This window comes from Rhodopseudomonas palustris BisB18 (assembly GCF_000013745.1).
In the GTDB taxonomy this organism is placed as follows: domain Bacteria; phylum Pseudomonadota; class Alphaproteobacteria; order Rhizobiales; family Xanthobacteraceae; genus Rhodopseudomonas_A; species Rhodopseudomonas_A palustris_F.
On sequence record NC_007925.1, the window covers coordinates 3,011,117 to 3,026,718 of the forward strand.

At 64.8% G+C, this 15,602-nt stretch carries 16 protein-coding genes; 4 read left to right on the plus strand and 12 right to left on the minus strand.

From position 1 onward, the window contains the following. Nucleotides 1-119: 119 nt before the first annotated feature. The 5 genes from RPC_RS13880 to yajC form a co-directional block, all read right to left on the minus strand. Nucleotides 120-986: a phytoene/squalene synthase family protein gene (locus tag RPC_RS13880; protein WP_011473217.1), complete on the minus strand. Its 867-nt coding sequence runs from the start codon at nucleotides 984-986 to the stop codon at nucleotides 120-122. Further along, nucleotides 983-1,369 (minus strand): Mth938-like domain-containing protein, encoded by a 387-nt coding sequence (locus RPC_RS13885; protein ID WP_011473218.1) that lies wholly within the window; start codon nucleotides 1,367-1,369, stop codon nucleotides 983-985. The genes RPC_RS13880 and RPC_RS13885 overlap by 4 nt, the downstream gene beginning before the upstream one ends. Next, nucleotides 1,369-2,373 (minus strand): protein translocase subunit SecF, encoded by a 1,005-nt coding sequence (gene secF, locus RPC_RS13890; protein WP_011473219.1) that lies wholly within the window; start codon nucleotides 2,371-2,373, stop codon nucleotides 1,369-1,371. Before secF ends, RPC_RS13885 begins: the two co-directional genes overlap by 1 nt. A gap of 16 nt (nucleotides 2,374-2,389) precedes the next feature. Next, entirely contained in the window at nucleotides 2,390-3,994 is a 1,605-nt protein-coding gene (secD, locus tag RPC_RS13895; RefSeq protein WP_011473220.1) for a protein translocase subunit SecD, read from the minus strand. A gap of 73 nt (nucleotides 3,995-4,067) precedes the next feature. Further along, a complete protein-coding gene (gene yajC, locus RPC_RS13900) occupies nucleotides 4,068-4,502 on the minus strand; it encodes a preprotein translocase subunit YajC (RefSeq protein WP_011473221.1) in 435 nt (144 codons plus the stop codon). Nucleotides 4,503-4,679: 177 nt separating this feature from the next. Between yajC and RPC_RS13905 the strand changes: the two genes are divergently transcribed. The 3 genes from RPC_RS13905 to RPC_RS13915 all read left to right on the plus strand — a co-directional run bounded on the left by RPC_RS13905 (nucleotide 4,680) and on the right by RPC_RS13915 (nucleotide 6,256). Continuing rightward, nucleotides 4,680-5,651 carry an ATP-binding protein gene (locus RPC_RS13905; protein WP_011473222.1) on the plus strand — a complete coding sequence of 324 codons (972 nt, stop codon included), beginning with the start codon at nucleotides 4,680-4,682 and terminating at the stop codon, nucleotides 5,649-5,651. 90 nt (nucleotides 5,652-5,741) lie between these two features. Then, nucleotides 5,742-5,972 (plus strand): hypothetical protein, encoded by a 231-nt coding sequence (locus RPC_RS13910; RefSeq protein WP_041801817.1) that lies wholly within the window; start codon nucleotides 5,742-5,744, stop codon nucleotides 5,970-5,972. Next, nucleotides 5,969-6,256, plus strand: coding sequence for a hypothetical protein (locus tag RPC_RS13915; protein WP_011473223.1), 288 nt, complete (start codon nucleotides 5,969-5,971; stop codon nucleotides 6,254-6,256). Before RPC_RS13910 ends, RPC_RS13915 begins: the two co-directional genes overlap by 4 nt. A gap of 32 nt (nucleotides 6,257-6,288) precedes the next feature. Here RPC_RS13915 and RPC_RS13920 read toward each other — a convergent pair whose 3' ends face one another. The 4 genes from RPC_RS13920 to RPC_RS13935 form a co-directional block, all read right to left on the minus strand. Continuing rightward, nucleotides 6,289-7,194, minus strand: coding sequence for a hydroxymethylglutaryl-CoA lyase (locus RPC_RS13920; protein WP_011473224.1), 906 nt, complete (start codon nucleotides 7,192-7,194; stop codon nucleotides 6,289-6,291). A gap of 7 nt (nucleotides 7,195-7,201) precedes the next feature. After that, nucleotides 7,202-9,205 (minus strand): acetyl/propionyl/methylcrotonyl-CoA carboxylase subunit alpha, encoded by a 2,004-nt coding sequence (locus RPC_RS13925; protein WP_011473225.1) that lies wholly within the window; start codon nucleotides 9,203-9,205, stop codon nucleotides 7,202-7,204. Between the two features lie 2 nt (nucleotides 9,206-9,207). Continuing rightward, nucleotides 9,208-10,812 carry a carboxyl transferase domain-containing protein gene (locus RPC_RS13930; protein WP_011473226.1) on the minus strand — a complete coding sequence of 535 codons (1,605 nt, stop codon included), beginning with the start codon at nucleotides 10,810-10,812 and terminating at the stop codon, nucleotides 9,208-9,210. A 149-nt stretch (nucleotides 10,813-10,961) separates the two neighbouring features. Next, nucleotides 10,962-11,267: an ETC complex I subunit gene (locus tag RPC_RS13935; RefSeq protein ID WP_041801819.1), complete on the minus strand. Its 306-nt coding sequence runs from the start codon at nucleotides 11,265-11,267 to the stop codon at nucleotides 10,962-10,964. Nucleotides 11,268-11,482: 215 nt separating this feature from the next. On the opposite strand from RPC_RS13935, the gene RPC_RS13940 reads away from it, so the two are divergent. Then, a complete protein-coding gene (locus RPC_RS13940; protein ID WP_011473228.1) occupies nucleotides 11,483-12,730 on the plus strand; it encodes an OpgC domain-containing protein in 1,248 nt (415 codons plus the stop codon). 150 nt (nucleotides 12,731-12,880) lie between these two features. Here RPC_RS13940 and RPC_RS13945 read toward each other — a convergent pair whose 3' ends face one another. The 3 genes from RPC_RS13945 to RPC_RS13955 all read right to left on the minus strand — a co-directional run bounded on the left by RPC_RS13945 (nucleotide 12,881) and on the right by RPC_RS13955 (nucleotide 15,601). Further along, a complete protein-coding gene (locus RPC_RS13945; RefSeq protein ID WP_011473229.1) occupies nucleotides 12,881-13,246 on the minus strand; it encodes a hypothetical protein in 366 nt (121 codons plus the stop codon). Further along, the gene (locus RPC_RS25080) at nucleotides 13,227-13,754 is read right to left on the minus strand and encodes a hypothetical protein (RefSeq protein ID WP_011473230.1); all 528 of its coding nucleotides are present in this window, start codon (nucleotides 13,752-13,754) and stop codon (nucleotides 13,227-13,229) included. The genes RPC_RS13945 and RPC_RS25080 overlap by 20 nt, the downstream gene beginning before the upstream one ends. A gap of 398 nt (nucleotides 13,755-14,152) precedes the next feature. After that, on the minus strand, nucleotides 14,153-15,601 hold the full coding sequence (locus RPC_RS13955) for a tryptophanase (RefSeq protein WP_011473231.1): 1,449 nt from the start codon (nucleotides 15,599-15,601) through the stop codon (nucleotides 14,153-14,155). Nucleotide 15,602: the final 1 nt, after the last annotated feature.

The window sequence follows — 15,602 nt, forward strand, 5'->3', positions numbered from 1 at the left end:
GGTGCGGCGTGATGCAGTGCTAAGCCGGGGCCATTACGAAACGCGGCGTCCGTAACGGTCCCGGTTCTGCGAAGCGGCACTTCGTGCCGCATCGCGCCCGGGACACAGGCACCGGGTAATCAGCCCCGGAACGCCCGCGACCGGCTCGCCCGCCACAGCGTCCACAGCGTCGCCAGCCGCGAGCGCGGCTGCGGCTGCATGACATCCCACTCCGGGCGCGCCATTTGCGCCAGATCGCGCTGCGCCAGCGCCAGCGGCAGCAACGCCGGCCGGATCTCACGCGGCGCCTCGGACAATAACGTCAGCGCCTGATCGAGATGCGCCCTCGCCTCGGCAGCCAGTTGCTCCAGCGCGGCGCGCAGCTCAGGCGTGAGCTTGCCGGCGAAGGCGTCTTCCAACGTCGCACCGGAGCGCTGCAACAGATCCGCCGGCACGAACAGCTGCCGACGCGCCGCGTCGCGCGGGAACGCCGCGAGCAGCCGCGAACCGCCGACCGCAAGGCCGGCGTGATGCGCCAGATGCGCGATGTCGTCGGAAGCCGGCCCGAGCAGCTGCGCCGCATGCGCCAACAGCGCCGCCGAGGTCTCGTCGAGATAAACCTCGAACGTGGTCTGGTCCGGCATCGGGTCGTTGTAGAGATCGAAAATATGCGCCTCGATCAGCCTCGACAGCGGCGCCACCGGCAGCGCGTAACGCCCGATCGCCCGCTGCAATTCGGCGGCGACCGGGTTGCCCTCGACGCCGCCATGGCCCTGGCCCGCCAGCATGTCGGTCCACCATTGCAGCCGGATTTCGCCGGGCAACGGCTGGCTGACCTGGTCGCGCACCCGCACGATCTCGACGTTGAAGGCGGCGAGCGCCAGCGCCGCGCGGCGATGCTCGGCGTCGAGGAACAGCGTTGCGGCATAGCGGTCGAAATCGTGATTGCGCACCAAGTCAGCGCAGAACGCCGCGTTGCCGTCGTCGGCGGTCGCGGCGGCGCTCATGCCACCGCGATCAGCGCCGCGGCGACCCGGCGCCGCTCGCCGATCATGATGTTGTAGGTGCGGATCGCCGGCCCGGTCTGCATCGGATCGAGCACGATGCCGATCCGGCGCATCGCGTTGCGCAAACTCGCCGAAGGCTGCCAGACCTGGTTGGCAGTGCCGATGATCAGCGTGTCGATGGCGTTGGCATTCTCGATCACCCGGCGCAGCGAATACTCATCGATCTGCGCCGGATCGCTGACCGGCCATGCCCAGATCGCATCCGGCAGGCACAGCAGCGAGCCCTGGTGCGACATCTCGGCGAAATAGAACCCGCCCTTGCCGTAGGAGTCGATCGGCGCCGATCTCGGAAGATGCAGGCTGTCCGACGGATCCTCCGCCATCAGGGCTTCGACGCCGGCTCCTTGGCGTCGTGCCGGTTCATGCCGACGCCAAGGTAGATCAGGATCGGAGCCGCGATGAAGATCGACGTGTAGGTGCCGACCAGCACCACGCCGAACATCATCACCGCGGTGAAGCTATGGATGGCGTGACCGCCGAACAGCAGCAGCGCCAACAGCGCCAGCGTCACCGTGACGTGGGTGATGATCGAGCGCGACAGCGTCGAATTGATCGATTCGTTCAGGAGTTGCGGCATCGGCATTTTCTTGTAACGCCGCAGCATTTCGCGAATCCGGTCGTAGATCACCACGGTGTCGTTCAACGAGTAGCCGAGAATCGTCAACAGCGCCGCGATCGAGGTGAGATCGAAATCGACCTGGGTGATCGACATGAAGCCGATGGTCAGCACGATGTCGTGGACGTTGGCGATCATCGCGCCGAGCGCGAACTGCCATTCGAAGCGGAACCAGAGGTAGATCAGGATCGAGAAGATCGCCAGCATCAGCCCGAGCATGCCGTAGGCCAACAGTTCGCTGGACACCCGCGGCCCGACCACTTCGACGCGGCGGTACTCGACATTGTCGCCGAGCGCGGCGCGCACCTTCTGCACCGCTTCCTGCTGCGCGGCGTCGCCGCCGGGTTGTTCAGCGACCCGGATCAGCACGTCGGCGGGACCGCCGAACTGCTGCAACTGCACGTCACCGAGACCGAGCGCGCTCAGCGTCGCGCGCATCGCCGGGATATCGGCGGCGCCGGTCTTGGCCTGCACCTCGAGCAGCGTACCGCCCTTGAAGTCGATGCCGAAGTTCAAGCCGTGGGTGAAGAACAGCGTGATCGCGGCGATCGACAGCAGCGCCGAGATCGGAAAACTGATCCGGCGAAACTGGGTGAAGTCGAAATGGGTGTCGTCGGGGACGATGCGCAGCGACGGCAGCCAGCCCATGATGCTGACAACCGTCAGCACCGCGATCACGGCGCCAAGCCCAATCAAGATCCAGTGTGTCACAGCGAGCTCCGTAATCTCAAATCGGCACGCTGTGCGGCCGCTTCCACCGCACCCAAGCCGCGACGATCAGGCGGGTCAGCGTGAAGGCGGTGAACACCGTGGTGAGGATGCCGATGCCGAGCGTCACGGCGAAGCCGCGCACCGGTCCGGTGCCGATGTAGAACAGCACCGCCGCGGCGATGAAGGTGGTGATGTTGGAATCCAGAATCGTCGACAGCGCGCGCTTGAAGCCGGCGTCGATCGCCGAGATCGCGGTGCGGCCGCCGCGGATTTCCTCGCGGATACGCTCGTAGATCAGCACGTTGGAGTCGACCGCGATGCCGACGGTCAGCACGATGCCGGCGATGCCGGGCAGCGTCAGCGTCGCATTCAAAAGCGACAGCACGCCGAAGATCATCGCCACGTTGATGGCGACTGCGATGTTGGCGAACACGCCGAACAGCCGGTAGGTCAAGAGCATGAACACGATGACGAGGATCGAGCCGACATAGGCGGCGAGTTCGCCCTTCTCGATCGAGTCCTGACCGAGCCCGGGGCCGACGGTGCGCTCCTCGATGATGGTGAGCGGCGCGGGCAAGGCGCCGGCGCGCAGCAGGATGGCGAGGTCGTTGGCCTGCTGCACGGTGAAGCTGCCGGAAATCTGCCCGGAGCCGCCGGTGATCGGCTCGCGGATCACCGGCGCCGAGATCACCTCGTTGTCGAGCACGATCGCGAACGGTTGCCCGACATTGTCGGTGGTGGCCTGGGCGAATTTGCGCGCGCCGGAGGTGTTGAAGCGGAACGAGACGATCGGCTCGCCGGAGCGCTGGTCGAAGCCGGGCTGCGCGTCGGTGAGGTCGCCGCCCGACACCAGCACCTGCTTTTTGATGACGTAGGGCTGTTTCGGGGCCTGCGCGCCCATCAACAGGTCGGAATCCGGCGGCACGCCGCCGCCCTGCCGCACCTGATCCGCCGGCACCGTGGGATCCACCATGCGGAAATCCAGCTTGGCGGTCTTGCCGAGCAGTTCCTTCAGCCGGGTCGGATCTTGCAGGCCGGGCACCTGCACCAGAATACGGTCGATGCCCTGGCGCTGGATCAACGGCTCGACGGTGCCGAGTTCATTGACGCGGCGCTCGACGATCTGGATCGACTGTTCGACCGACTGCCGGATCCGCTCGGTGATCGCCGCCTGGGTGACCGCGAGCCGGATCAACCCGGAGCCGGCGTCGGAGACCTCAAGGTTGCGCTGGCCGCTCTGCCCCATCAGGCCGCCGAGCGGTTGCGACAGCTCACGCAGCTTGCTGAGCGCGGTCGCAACGTCGCTGTCCTTGGAAATCCGTACTTCGACGGCGTCGTTGCGCACCGCAAGGCCGGTGTAGGGGATCTTGGCATCGCGCAGGGTGCGGCGGGTGTCGTCGCGGACCTGGTCGAGCTTGTCCTTGCGCACCGAGTTGGAATCGACCTCGAGCAGGATGTGCGAGCCGCCCTGCAGATCGAGCCCCAGCACCAGATGGCGCTGCGCCCATTTCGGCCAGGTCTTGACGGTGGCTTCCGGGAAGAAATTCGGAACCGCGCATAGGCAGACCGCCAGCGCGGTCAGAATGATCGCCAGCGCCTTCCACCGCGTGAAATACAGCATCGAGTTGACCCGTCAGACCTTGAAAAGGGGCGCGCCGCGGCTGCGAAACGCCGTGACCGCCATGGGCGGCCGGTTACTTGGTGGCCGAATCGTCCTTGGACTCCGCCACGTCTTTGGCGTCCTTGGCGTCCTGGGTTTCCTTGGGCTGCTTGCTGCCCTTGGCTTCCTTGACGTCCTTTTCCTTCAGCGGCTCGCCCTTGGCGCGCACCCCGGTGATCATCTGGCGCATCTGGCGCACCCGGACGCCGTCGGCGACTTCGAACTCCAGGCTGTCGTCATCGACCACCTTGGTGACCTTGCCGACCAAACCGCCCGAGGTGATGATGGTGTCGCCGCGGCGCACGTTCTTCACCAGTTCGGCATGTTCCTTCACCTTCTTCTGCTGCGGGCGCAGGATCAGGAAGTACATGATGACAAAGATCAACGCGAACGGCAGCAGCGACATCAACATGCTGCTGGTGTCGCCGGCTGAGCCGGCGGCCTGAGCAAACGCAGGAGTAATCAGCATCACAATCCCCGTGAAATGAAACGAGCCGGCGCTGGGCTTGCAAGCCGGCCGGTCCTGGCAAATTCGCGCGGACTATAGCGGCCGCGGTCCCAATTGCAACGCTGCCCAGCCGTTCATTTCGGGCGCTTGCCGGCCGTGATCCGGCCCGATATGGCTGCGCGGTCAGGAATGGGGAAGATGCCGAAAAAACCCGGAAAAACCGCGGCGCGCGCCGCCAAAGCCAGCGTCGCGGCGAAATCCCGCAAAGCCGCGACAAAACGTCCGAAGCCCGCCATCGATACCGCCGAGCAGCGGATCGCGCGCGCGCTGGAGGCGATCGCGGCAAGTTTGGCGGCCGCCGCGCCGAAACTTAAGAATCAGGGCGAGCAGCTTTCGGCGGCCGAGGCCTTCATCTGGCATCCCGAGGGCCGGCTGGCGCCGGTGCCGCGGGTGTCGCGGGTCGATCTCGAACTGTTGCAGGGCATCGAGCGGATGCGCGACATTCTGATCGAGAACACCGAACGCTTCGCCGCCGGCCTGCCCGCCAACAACGCGCTGCTGTGGGGCGCCCGCGGCATGGGCAAATCGAGCCTGGTCAAAGCGGCGCATGCCAGCGTCAACGCCAAGCCGGAGGTCGCAGGCCTCCTGAAGCTGATCGAGATCCACCGCGAGGACATCGAGAGCCTGCCGGCGTTGATGACGATTCTGCGGGCCTCGCAATTCCGTTTCATCGTGTTCTGCGACGACCTGTCGTTCGACGGCAACGACGCCTCCTACAAGTCGCTGAAGGCGGTGCTGGAAGGCGGCATTGAGGGCCGCCCCGACAATGTGATCCTGTACGCCACCTCGAACCGCCGGCATCTGTTGGCCCGCGAGATGGTCGAGAACGAGCGCTCCACCGCGATCAATCCGGGCGAAGCGGTCGAGGAGAAGGTCTCGCTGTCCGACCGCTTCGGGCTGTGGCTCGGCTTTCACAAATGCAGCCAGGACGAATTCTTGGCGATGGTGCGCGGCTATTGCGCGCATTTCGGCATCGCGCTCGACGACACCGAATTGCAGCGCGAGGCGCTGGAATGGGCGACCACCCGCGGCTCGCGCTCCGGCCGCGTCGCCTGGCAGTTCACCCAGGATTTGGCGGGTCGGCTCGGGCTGCGGACGGCGATGAAGTAACCAACCCGGAAGCGATAGCGGCGTCCGGGGACGCTCGACAGTTCGCCAGTTGCTACGGCATAGTGAGTTCCACCGGACCGGGGAACTTGCATGAACAAGACTTCCCATAACGAGCGCCGCAAGCTCACCGCCACTTTCGTGAACACGATTGGGGCAGCAGTGTTTTCGGTCGGCGGGCTCGGCCCAATCGTCAGCTTCGCAACCGGGCTGCCGACCATCCTGAACCTGGATCAGGTGATCTTGCTGGCAGCGGTTTGCTTCGTCATCGGGCTGGGACTACATTTGGGTGGCAGGATGCTGTTGGGAGGTCTGATCGAATGACTTTCTCCGTCGTTCTCGTCATTCTCGCCGTGATGACGGCGGCTTGTGTCGCGCTGCTCGTCTACGCCAGGATCGTCGACCCTACGCCGGAGATCAAATCCGGCGGCAACCGCAATGACCAAGCCGCTGCCAGGACAACCGCATCGGCCGCAAGCGATCGTGCGCCGTCAGCCGGCTACCAGGTTAGCCCTGCCATGGCGGCAGAGCTGAAGGGCACCGCGGATGACCTCCGCAAAGCAATAGAGAGCTTAACCCGGAGCATCGAGCGCACCGAGAGCAAGTAGAATTCAGTGGGCGGGCTGTGGGAGACGCTTACCTACGATGTTCGCCGCTGCTTCGCGCCGATCGCCGCCGCCACCCGGCTCGGCGGCGCGCGCCCGATGAGGGCACCGACCGCGTTGCTCGCCGTCACCAGCCGGTCGAGATCGACGCCGGTTCTGATTCCCAAACCTTCGAGCAGATAGACCACGTCCTCGGTGGCGACGTTGCCGGTGGCGCCCGGCGCATAGGGGCAGCCGCCGAGCCCGCCGGCGGCGGCGTCGATCACCCGCGCGCCCTCCTCCAGCCCGGCATAGAGATTCGCCAGTGCCTGGCCGTAGGTGTCGTGGAAATGCATCGCCAGACTTCGCATCGGCACCGCCTCGGCGCAGGCGCGCAGCAATTCGCGGACTTTCTTCGGGGTGCCGACGCCGATGGTGTCGCCGAGCGAGACCTCATAGCAGCCGAGGTCCCATAGCGTGGTCGCGACATCGACCACGGCTTGCGGATCGACCGCGCCGTCATAGGGGCAGCCGAGCACGCAAGACACATAACCGCGCACCTTGATGCCGTCTGCTGTCGCGCGCGCGATCACCGGCTTGAAACGCGCAATCGACTCTTCCACCGAGCAATTGATATTGGCGCGAGAGAATCCTTCCGAGGCCGAGGCGAACACCGCGATCACTTTGGCTCCGGCGGCACGCGCGGCGTCATAGCCCTTTTCGTTCGGCACCAGCACGTGGAATTCCCCGGCGAGATGCTGCACGCCGCGCAGCACTTCGGCGGAGCCCTGCATCTGCGGGATCGCCTTAGGCGAGACGAAGGCGCCGACCTCGATGGTGGTGAGCCCGGCGCCCAGCAGCGCCTCGATGAAGCCGATGCGGGCTTCGACGCCGATCGGCGTCTTTTCGTTCTGCAGCCCATCGCGCGGACCGACCTCGACGATGCGAACGGAGTCACTCATGCGCACCTCACGCGGCTGAAGGCTCGATCTCGGCGAGTTCGACGCCTTCCTGGACGATGTCGCCGACCTTGCATTTCAGATGGGTCAGCACGCCGGCAAACGGCGCGCGCAGCGTCTGCTCCATCTTCATCACTTCCAGCGTGAGGATCGCCGCGCCCTTCTCTAGGGTCGCGCCCTGCTCGGCCAACAGCGCCACCACGGTGCCCGGCAGCGGCGCCACGATGCGGTCCTCGCCGACATGCTCCTCGTCGTCGCCGCCGAACGGATCGACCCAATGCAGGTCGAAGCGGCCGTTGCGGCTGCGCAGATAGAGCTCGTGGCCCTCGATCACTGCAACGACATGGCTGCGCGCGCCGTCCAGCGTCAGGTCGAAGCCGCCGTCGTCACGCGCGGCGGTGCTGAAGTCAAAAGTCCGATCGCCGATCGCAAGCTCCGCCGGCCCGCTGCCGTAGCGCAGCGTCACCCGGTGCTCGGCGGCGCCGTGGCGGAACGCGAACACCCGGGCGCGGCGACCGACCGGCATCCAGCCCGCGGTCCGCCATGGCGAGGCCGGCTCGCGATGCACGGCCTTGTCTTCCTCAACCAGGATCGCCGCCACCGCCGCACACAGTTCGAGATCGCCGGGCTCCGCCGCCGCCGGCGTCAGCGCCGCCAACTCGCGCGCGATGAAGCCGGTATCGATCGCGTTGGCGCGCACGTCGGGATGCGTCAGCAGCGCGGCGAGGAAGGCCGTATTGGTGACCACGCCGCGGATGTCGGTGTCGTCGAGCCCGCGCGCGAGCCGGTCGAGCGCGGCGTCGCGGCTCGGCGCGAAGGCGATCACCTTGGCCAGCATCGCGTCGTAATAGGGCGACACGCTATCGCCCTGCCGATAGCCGGCGTCGATCCGCAAGCCGTGGGTCTGCGGCGGCGTGCGCCAGGTCTTGATGGTGCCGACCGAGGGCATGAAGTTCTTCTGCGGATTCTCCGCATAGACCCGCGCCTCGATGGCGTGGCCGTTCAGCTTGATCTCGTCCTGCGCGAGCGGCAACTTCTCGCCGAACGCGACACGGAGTTGCCATTCGACCAGGTCGATGCCGGTGATCAACTCGGTGACCGGATGCTCGACCTGCAGTCGCGTGTTCATCTCGATGAAGAAGACGTCGCGGCCGTCGGAGACGAATTCGATGGTGCCGGCGCCGACGTAGTTCACCGCGGCGGCGGCCTTGCGCGCCGCGGCGCAGACCGTCTCGCGCTGCGCCGGCGACAAGGTCGGCGACGGCGCCTCCTCGATCACCTTCTGGTGCCGCCGCTGCAAAGTGCATTCGCGCTCGAACAGCGACACCAGGTTGCCGTGGCTGTCGCCGACCACCTGCACCTCGATGTGCCGGGGGTTTGTAACGTATCTCTCGATCAGCATGCGGTCGTCGCCGAACGCGGCTTTCGCCTCGCGCTTGGCGCTGACGATCGCGGCGCTGAGTTCATTTGCGGTGTGCACTACCCGCATGCCGCGGCCGCCGCCGCCCGCCGAGGCTTTCACCAGCACCGGATAGCCGATGCTGTTAGCTGCGTCCGCCAGCGTGGCCTCGTCCTGGGCTTCGCCGTGAAAACCCGGCACCAGCGGTACACCGGCTTGTTCCATCAGCTGCTTCGAACCGGACTTGGAGCCCATCGCGGTGATCATCGCGGCGGTCGGGCCTACGAACACGATTCCAGCATCGGCGCAGGCCTGCGCGAACTCCGCGCTCTCCGACAGAAAGCCGTAGCCGGGATGGATCGCTTCGGCGCCGCTCTGCTTGGCGACAGCGATGACGCGCGCGATGTCGAGATAGCTGTCGCGCGCCCGCGCCTCGCCGATCAGCACCGCCTCGTCGGCCTCAGCCACATGCAATGCACCGCGGTCGGCTTCGGAATACACCGCCACGGTGCGCAGCCCCATGGCGCGCGCGGTTCGGATCACCCGGCAGGCGATCTCGCCGCGGTTGGCGATCAGCAGCGTGCGAAACCGACGGTACAGCGCGGACCTTGCCATCGTCACATCCTGAACAGGCCGAAGGTGGTGGGCGGAATCGGCGCATTGGCCGACGCCGACAAACCTAGGCCCAACACCAGCCGCGTGTCCGCGGGATCGATCACGCCGTCGTCCCACAGCCGCGCCGTGGCGTAATACGGACTGCCTTGGGTCTCGAACTGCGCCTTGGTCGGCGCGCGAAACGCCTCTTCGTCCTCGGCTGACCACGTGCCGCCCTTGGCCTCGATATTATCGCGGCGAAGTTGGCTCAGCACCATCGCCGCCTGATCGCCGCCCATCACCGAGATCCGCGCATTCGGCCACATCCAGAGAAACCGCGGCGAATAGGCCCGGCCGCACATGCCGTAATTGCCGGCACCGTAGGAGCCGCCGATCACGATGGTGAACTTCGGCACGTTGGCGGTGGCGACCGCCGTGACCAGCTTGGCGCCGTCGCGGGCGATGCCGCCGGCTTCATATTTCTTGCCGACCATGAAGCCGGTGATGTTCTGCAGAAACACCAAGGGAATGCCGCGCTGGCAGCACAGCTCGATGAAATGCGCGCCCTTCAGCGAAGACTCGCTGAACAGGATGCCGTTGTTGGCGATGATGCCGACCGGAAAGCCCCAGATATGCGCGAAGCCGCAGATCAAGGTCTGGCCGTACAGCTTCTTGAACTCGTCGAACTCCGAGCCGTCGACCACGCGCGCAATGATGTCGCGGACGTCGAACGGTTTTCGCGCGTCGGCGGGGACGATCCCGTAAAGCTGCTCGGCCGGATACAGCGGCTCGCGCGGCTCGCGCAAATTCAGCGCGGCACGCTGCGGCGGCTTCAGCGTGCCGACGATTTTGCGGGCGATGCCGATCGCGTGCGCGTCGTTCTGCGCGTAGTGATCGGTGACGCCGGATTGCCTGGAATGCACGTCGGCGCCGCCGAGTTCTTCCGCGGTGACCACCTCGCCGGTGGCGGCCTTCACCAAGGGGGGGCCGCCGAGAAAGATCGTGCCCTGATGGCGCACGATGATGCTCTCGTCCGACATCGCCGGCACGTAGGCGCCGCCGGCGGTGCAGGAGCCCATCACGATGGCGATCTGCGGAATCCCCAAAGCCGACATCTGCGCCTGGTTGTAGAAGATCCGGCCGAAATGCCGCTCGTCGGGAAAGATCTCGTCCTGCTGCGGCAGGAAGGCGCCGCCGGAATCCACCATGTAGATGCAAGGCAGATTATTTTGGCGGGCGATGTCCTGGGCGCGCAGATGCTTCTTCACCGTCATCGGGTAATAGGTGCCGCCCTTGATGGTGGCGTCGTTGGCGACGATCATGCATTCGCGCCCCGCCACCCGGCCGACCCCGGTGACGATCGAGGCGGAATGCACGTCGCCGCCATACAGGCCGTGCGCCGCCAGCGGCGACAATTCCAGGAACGCGGTGCCGGGGTCACACAACAGGTCGACGCGCTGCCGCGCCAGCATTTTGCCGCGCGACGTATGCTTCGCTCGCGAGGCCTCGCCGCCGCCGCCGGCGATCTGGTTCAGCTTGTCGCGCAGCTCGGCGACCGCTGCGCGCATCGCCTCGACGTTGCGGCCAAAATCCGAGGAAGCGGGATCGACGGACGATCGAAGCGGCATGCGTTTCCACAGAACGTGTTGTTACGCCGCCCTCTGCCGGGGCGGCTGATCATCGTGTCACCGCACGGCGGCGCAATGCAACCTCAATCGCATGGCGCGCCGCGGTGTCGCGGCGCGCGAACTTTGCCGAAGGCCGGGCGAACGTCCGCTCAGTGCGTCCAGGGCATGTCGCGGCGGAAGGCGAAATTGTCCGAATAGGCGGCGCGGCGCCGCGCCGGCGGCTTCGGCTCGATCACCTGGTAGGGAATGCCCTCGCACTCGCAATAGGCGATGGCGTCTTCGCGGCTATGGAAATGCAGCGTCAGCTGCTGGCGGGTATCGCCGGAACTGGTCCAGCCCATCAAGGGCTCGATCACGCGCGGCTGTTCCGGCTCATAGTCGAGCTGCCATTCCTTGGTCTTGGCGAGCCCGGATTGCATCGCGTTCTTGGCGGGCTTGTAAATGCGTGCGGTCATGGGTTGATACGGCCTGTTGGGCTGCGGCATTGCGCCTATTTGGTGAAAACCCCGGGTCTGGTGTACCGTCATCCGTTACGAGTTGGATTTTCTGATTCCGTCTTCGGACGGTCTGGCTTTTCGGTTTCGGTATATTCGGTCTGGTTCGTCGTGACAATCGCGGCCAGGGTCGGCCCCGCAAGGTCTGCACGACCGCTACAGCACGAACGGCTTTCATGGAAATCCGCGCCACCCTGCCCCCCAAAGGACGCGACCTGCGGCTCGACCTGTTTCGCGGCGTGGCCAATTGGGCGATTTTCCTCGATCACATTCCCAACAACGTGGTGAACTGGATCACCACGCGGAATTACGGGTTCAGCGACGCCGCCGACCTGTTCGTGTTCATCTCCGGCTACACCGCCTCGTTCGTCTACGCCAAGATGATGCTGGAACGCGGCTTCCTGGTCGGCGCCACCAGGCTGATGAAGCGGGTCTGGCAGCTCTACGTCGCCCACGTCATTCTGTTCGTGATCTACATCGCGGCGATCGGCTACGTCGCGCAACGCTACCACGACCCCGACATTATCAATGAGTTCAACGTCGCGGGCCTGGTCGACAACCCGATCCAGACCCTGACCCAGGGCCTGTTGCTGAAGTTCAAGCCGCTCAACCTCGACGTGCTGCCGCTCTACATCGTGCTGATGGGGTTCTTCCCGCCGGTGCTGTGGCTGATGCTGCGGCGGCCCAATCTGACCATGCTGGGGTCGGTCGCGCTGTATTTCGCCGCGCGGTATTTCGGCTGGAACCTGGTGGCCTATCCGGTCGGCAGCTGGTATTTCAACCCGTACACTTGGCAGCTGCTATTTGTTTTCGGCGCCTGGTTTGCGCTCGGCGGCGCCACTGCGTCGCGGCGGCTGATCAATTCGCCGATCACGCTGTACTTCTGCATTGCGTATCTGATCTTCGCGCTGGTGATGACCATGGCGGGGCGGTTTCCGGAATTCGGCGCGATGTTTCCGGCCTGGCTGTATGACGCCTTCAATCCCAACGACAAGACCTTCCTGGCGCCCTACCGGGTGCTGCATTTTGTGGTGCTGGCGTTCATGGTGGTGCGGTTCGTGCCGAAGGAATGGCCCGGGCTGGAATGGCCGATCTTCCAGCCGCTGATCAAATGCGGCCAGCAATCGCTGGCGGTGTTCTGCGTCGGCGTGTTCCTGTCGTTCGTCGCCCACTTCGAACTGATGATGAGCTCCGGCTCGCTGCTGGCGCAGATCTTCGTCAGTGTCACCGGGCTGGCGATCCTGTGTCTGGTCGCCTACTACATCGGCTGGTCGAAAAAGCAGGACAAGCCGCTGCCGCGCCCGGCCCCGGCGGCCGTGCCGGCCGTGCCGGCACCCGAAAAGGCGGCGGAGCCGGCTTCTGCGTCAGAGCCGGCGGCACAGGCAACCGCCTCCGCCAATTCTGCGGCCGCCGACCGCACCTGAGCGAAGAGCCTGACGAACGCCGCCAGACCATGATCCACCGCGGTGCCGAACTCGGCGCGGTGCGCCGGCCAAGTAGCAACGCGACCAAGGCAGAGACAGATTTTGTCATCAGAACTGCTCCCGCAGTCAAAGACAAATGTACTTTGCGACTTAAACTGGCGGCATCCCTCCGTCGCCCCCAGTTGCCGCTGACGACAAGGCGATCAGTGGCGTCTTGGATGGTTCTTGGCGCTCGACATTAGCAATCCGCACCGTGAGGTCGGTCAACTTCTCGTGGAAAGCCCCTTGGACTGCATTGAGCATCTGCTGGGTCTCTTTAACCGCCTCGAATTTCGTTTCTGCCTTCACGGCAACCAAGCCCGCCTCGATCTTGCTCAGGCGTCCATCCAATGATGCAACGGCATTCGCAAGATCTTTTTGAGCCTGCTGCAACGCCTTGACGTTCTCGACGATCATCAGGTGATCCGCGATCTCCCGCGCCGTCTTCCCGACCTTCTCACGGCTCCACATGGCCATGCTCGACTATCGGTGCAGTTCGCGTCCGGATGTAAGCCAAGTGTGACGCAGGCGAGTCCAACAATTCGACCTGAAGGAGCCTCATCGCCTCGGCTTTCACGTTCTGCCAATCTTCAGCGGTGCCATCCGCGGCTTCCGGAAGAGCGACAACACCAACTGGGGTAGTGGCTTCGTTTTCGCGTGCAGCCTGTGGCAACTCGCCAAGCCCGCTTCCGGTCTTGATCAAATGAGTCCGATAGGCCGCGCCGTCCTCCAGCAAACGAGCCACCGCGCCGCGGAGCCAATCCTGATATTCACGGACGATGTCGACCGGACTGTCCGCCTCGCCGATCCGTCGTGCAGCCTCCAGCGCCGCTAAAGCTGCCTGATCACGCCCAAGGATAGAGAGCCGAATCTTCTCGCCTTGCAACAACCAAGCGTCGATACTATTGGCAAACACCATCGCCCACTCGGTGTTGGCCTTACCCATATCGACCTCAGTCGCGGAATCCTCTTTGTTGATTTCCATGGGACAACCTCCGCATGGAAGCTATTAAACGCTTCAGCGGAAGCAGAATCAATTCACAGAACGGAAAGCGATAATTGGCGCCGTACTCGACATTAAGCGCCTGAAGAATAAGCAAAATTAGTCACGCAGCACGGATTTAAGCTGCAGTCCTGCAGTACCGATAACTGGCATTTTCGGCGCAGAATCTCGCTCCGGCGGAAACATCCGTGCCTCCCTCGCCGTAAGACCTGCTCCAACTCCGCCAACTGCGGAGTCGTGTCTCAGGTATGAGATGCTCGCTTCGCTGTGGATCCGCACCCGGGACCGTTCAAGATCCCGCGTTTCGTGACGGCCCGGCTATGCAACGCGCCACGCTGCGAGTGCGGCGCGCTACGCTTTCGTCCGGGGCACGCTATCAATCAAAGGCTGTCGCCGAAATCCTCGCGGAACTTGGCGACCAGCCGGTCCTGCCAGTCCGACACCGGCTTCAGCAGGCCATAGAAGAACCGCAGCACCTCGGGCTCCTCGATGAACGACAGCCCGCCGATCAGCTTGCGGTTGTCGTACAGCCAGCTGATGCGGTCGACCGCGTATTTCACCTGCGACAGCGTGAACACCCGCCGCGGCATCGCCAGCCGCACCAGCTCCATATTGGCGAAGACTTCGCTGCCGTCGGGCTCGCGCTGTTCCGACAGCGTGCCGCGCTCCATGCCGCGGATGCCCGAGGCGATGTACAGCGCCGAGGCCAAGGCGCCGGCAGGATATTGCGCCTGCGGAATATGGGCGACGAACTCCTTGGCGTTGATGTGGCAGCCGAGCCCGCCGGCCGGCGTAATCACCGGCACGCCGCGGTCCTGCAACTGGTCGACCATGTAGGCGATGAATTGCGGCCCCTGGTTGATCATCTCCTCGTCCATGGTCTCTTCGAGACCGACGGTGAGCGCTTCCATCTCGCGGACCGACATCCCGCCATAGGTGAGAAAGCCTTCGAACAGCGGCACCAACGGCCGCATCTTCTGGTAGATGCCCTGGTCGCGGATGCAGATGCCGCCGCCGCGGGCGCAGCCGAGCTTGCGTGCCGAGAAATAGATCACGTCGCAGAGGTCCGCGGTGCGCCGGGTGATCTCGCGGATCGAGAGCGCCTTGCAATGCGCCTCGCGGACCTTGTTGAAATACAAATTGTCGGCGAGCAGGCTGGCGTCCAGCACCAGCAAGATGCCGTTCTCCTTGCAGACGTTGCTGACGTCGGCGAGGTTGGCGAGCGAGAACGGCTGGCCGCCGATCAGATTGGTGCCGGATTCCATCCGCACGAAGGCGATGTTGTCGGCGCCGCGGGCCTTGATCAGCGCGCGCAGCTTGCCGATGTCCATGTTGCCCTTGAACGGGTTGACGCTGACCACTTCGAGCCCGGCGTCGGTCACCAGCTCTTCGACCGCGCCGCCCTGCAGCGTGATATGCGCCTTGGTGGTGGTGAAGTGATAGTTCATCGGCACCACCTTGCCCGGCGACACGAACGCCTTGGCCAGAATGTGCTCGCAGGCGCGGCCCTGATGCGCCGGCAGGAAATAGTGCATGCCGAACAGCTCGCGCAGCTTGTTCTCCAGCCGGGTGTAGGTGGCGCTGCCGGCGTAGGAATCGTCGGCCACCATCATCGCGGCCTGCTGTTGGTCGCTCATGGCGTTGACGCCGCTATCGGTCAGCATGTCGAGGAACACCTCGGCGTTCTTCAACAGGAAGGTGTTGTTGCCGGCCTCGGTGATCTTCTCCAGGCGGCGCTCGATCGGCGGCAGGCTGAGCTTCTGGACGATCCGTACCTTGTGCATTTCGAGCGGCACGGTCTCGTTGCCGTAAAACTTCACTGACGCCATA

What these genes read in the sequence shown, in the direction of transcription:
- RPC_RS13880 (WP_011473217.1), bottom strand. Translation starts at nt 986, where the DNA reads ATGAGCGCCGCCGCGACCGCCGACGACGGCAACGCGGCGTTCTGCGCT.
- RPC_RS13885 (WP_011473218.1), bottom strand. Translation starts at nt 1,369, where the DNA reads ATGGCGGAGGATCCGTCGGACAGCCTGCATCTTCCGAGATCGGCGCCG.
- secD (WP_011473220.1), bottom strand. Translation starts at nt 3,994, where the DNA reads ATGCTGTATTTCACGCGGTGGAAGGCGCTGGCGATCATTCTGACCGCG.
- yajC (WP_011473221.1), bottom strand. Translation starts at nt 4,502, where the DNA reads ATGCTGATTACTCCTGCGTTTGCTCAGGCCGCCGGCTCAGCCGGCGAC.
- RPC_RS13905 (WP_011473222.1), top strand. Translation starts at nt 4,680, where the DNA reads ATGCCGAAAAAACCCGGAAAAACCGCGGCGCGCGCCGCCAAAGCCAGC.
- RPC_RS13910 (WP_041801817.1), top strand. Translation starts at nt 5,742, where the DNA reads ATGAACAAGACTTCCCATAACGAGCGCCGCAAGCTCACCGCCACTTTC.
- RPC_RS13915 (WP_011473223.1), top strand. Translation starts at nt 5,969, where the DNA reads ATGACTTTCTCCGTCGTTCTCGTCATTCTCGCCGTGATGACGGCGGCT.
- RPC_RS13920 (WP_011473224.1), bottom strand. Translation starts at nt 7,194, where the DNA reads ATGAGTGACTCCGTTCGCATCGTCGAGGTCGGTCCGCGCGATGGGCTG.
- RPC_RS13925 (WP_011473225.1), bottom strand. Translation starts at nt 9,205, where the DNA reads ATGGCAAGGTCCGCGCTGTACCGTCGGTTTCGCACGCTGCTGATCGCC.
- RPC_RS13930 (WP_011473226.1), bottom strand. Translation starts at nt 10,812, where the DNA reads ATGCCGCTTCGATCGTCCGTCGATCCCGCTTCCTCGGATTTTGGCCGC.
- RPC_RS13935 (WP_041801819.1), bottom strand. Translation starts at nt 11,267, where the DNA reads ATGACCGCACGCATTTACAAGCCCGCCAAGAACGCGATGCAATCCGGG.
- RPC_RS13940 (WP_011473228.1), top strand. Translation starts at nt 11,483, where the DNA reads ATGGAAATCCGCGCCACCCTGCCCCCCAAAGGACGCGACCTGCGGCTC.
- RPC_RS13945 (WP_011473229.1), bottom strand. Translation starts at nt 13,246, where the DNA reads ATGGCCATGTGGAGCCGTGAGAAGGTCGGGAAGACGGCGCGGGAGATC.
- RPC_RS25080 (WP_011473230.1), bottom strand. Translation starts at nt 13,754, where the DNA reads ATGGAAATCAACAAAGAGGATTCCGCGACTGAGGTCGATATGGGTAAG.
- RPC_RS13955 (WP_011473231.1), bottom strand. Translation starts at nt 15,601, where the DNA reads ATGGCGTCAGTGAAGTTTTACGGCAACGAGACCGTGCCGCTCGAAATG.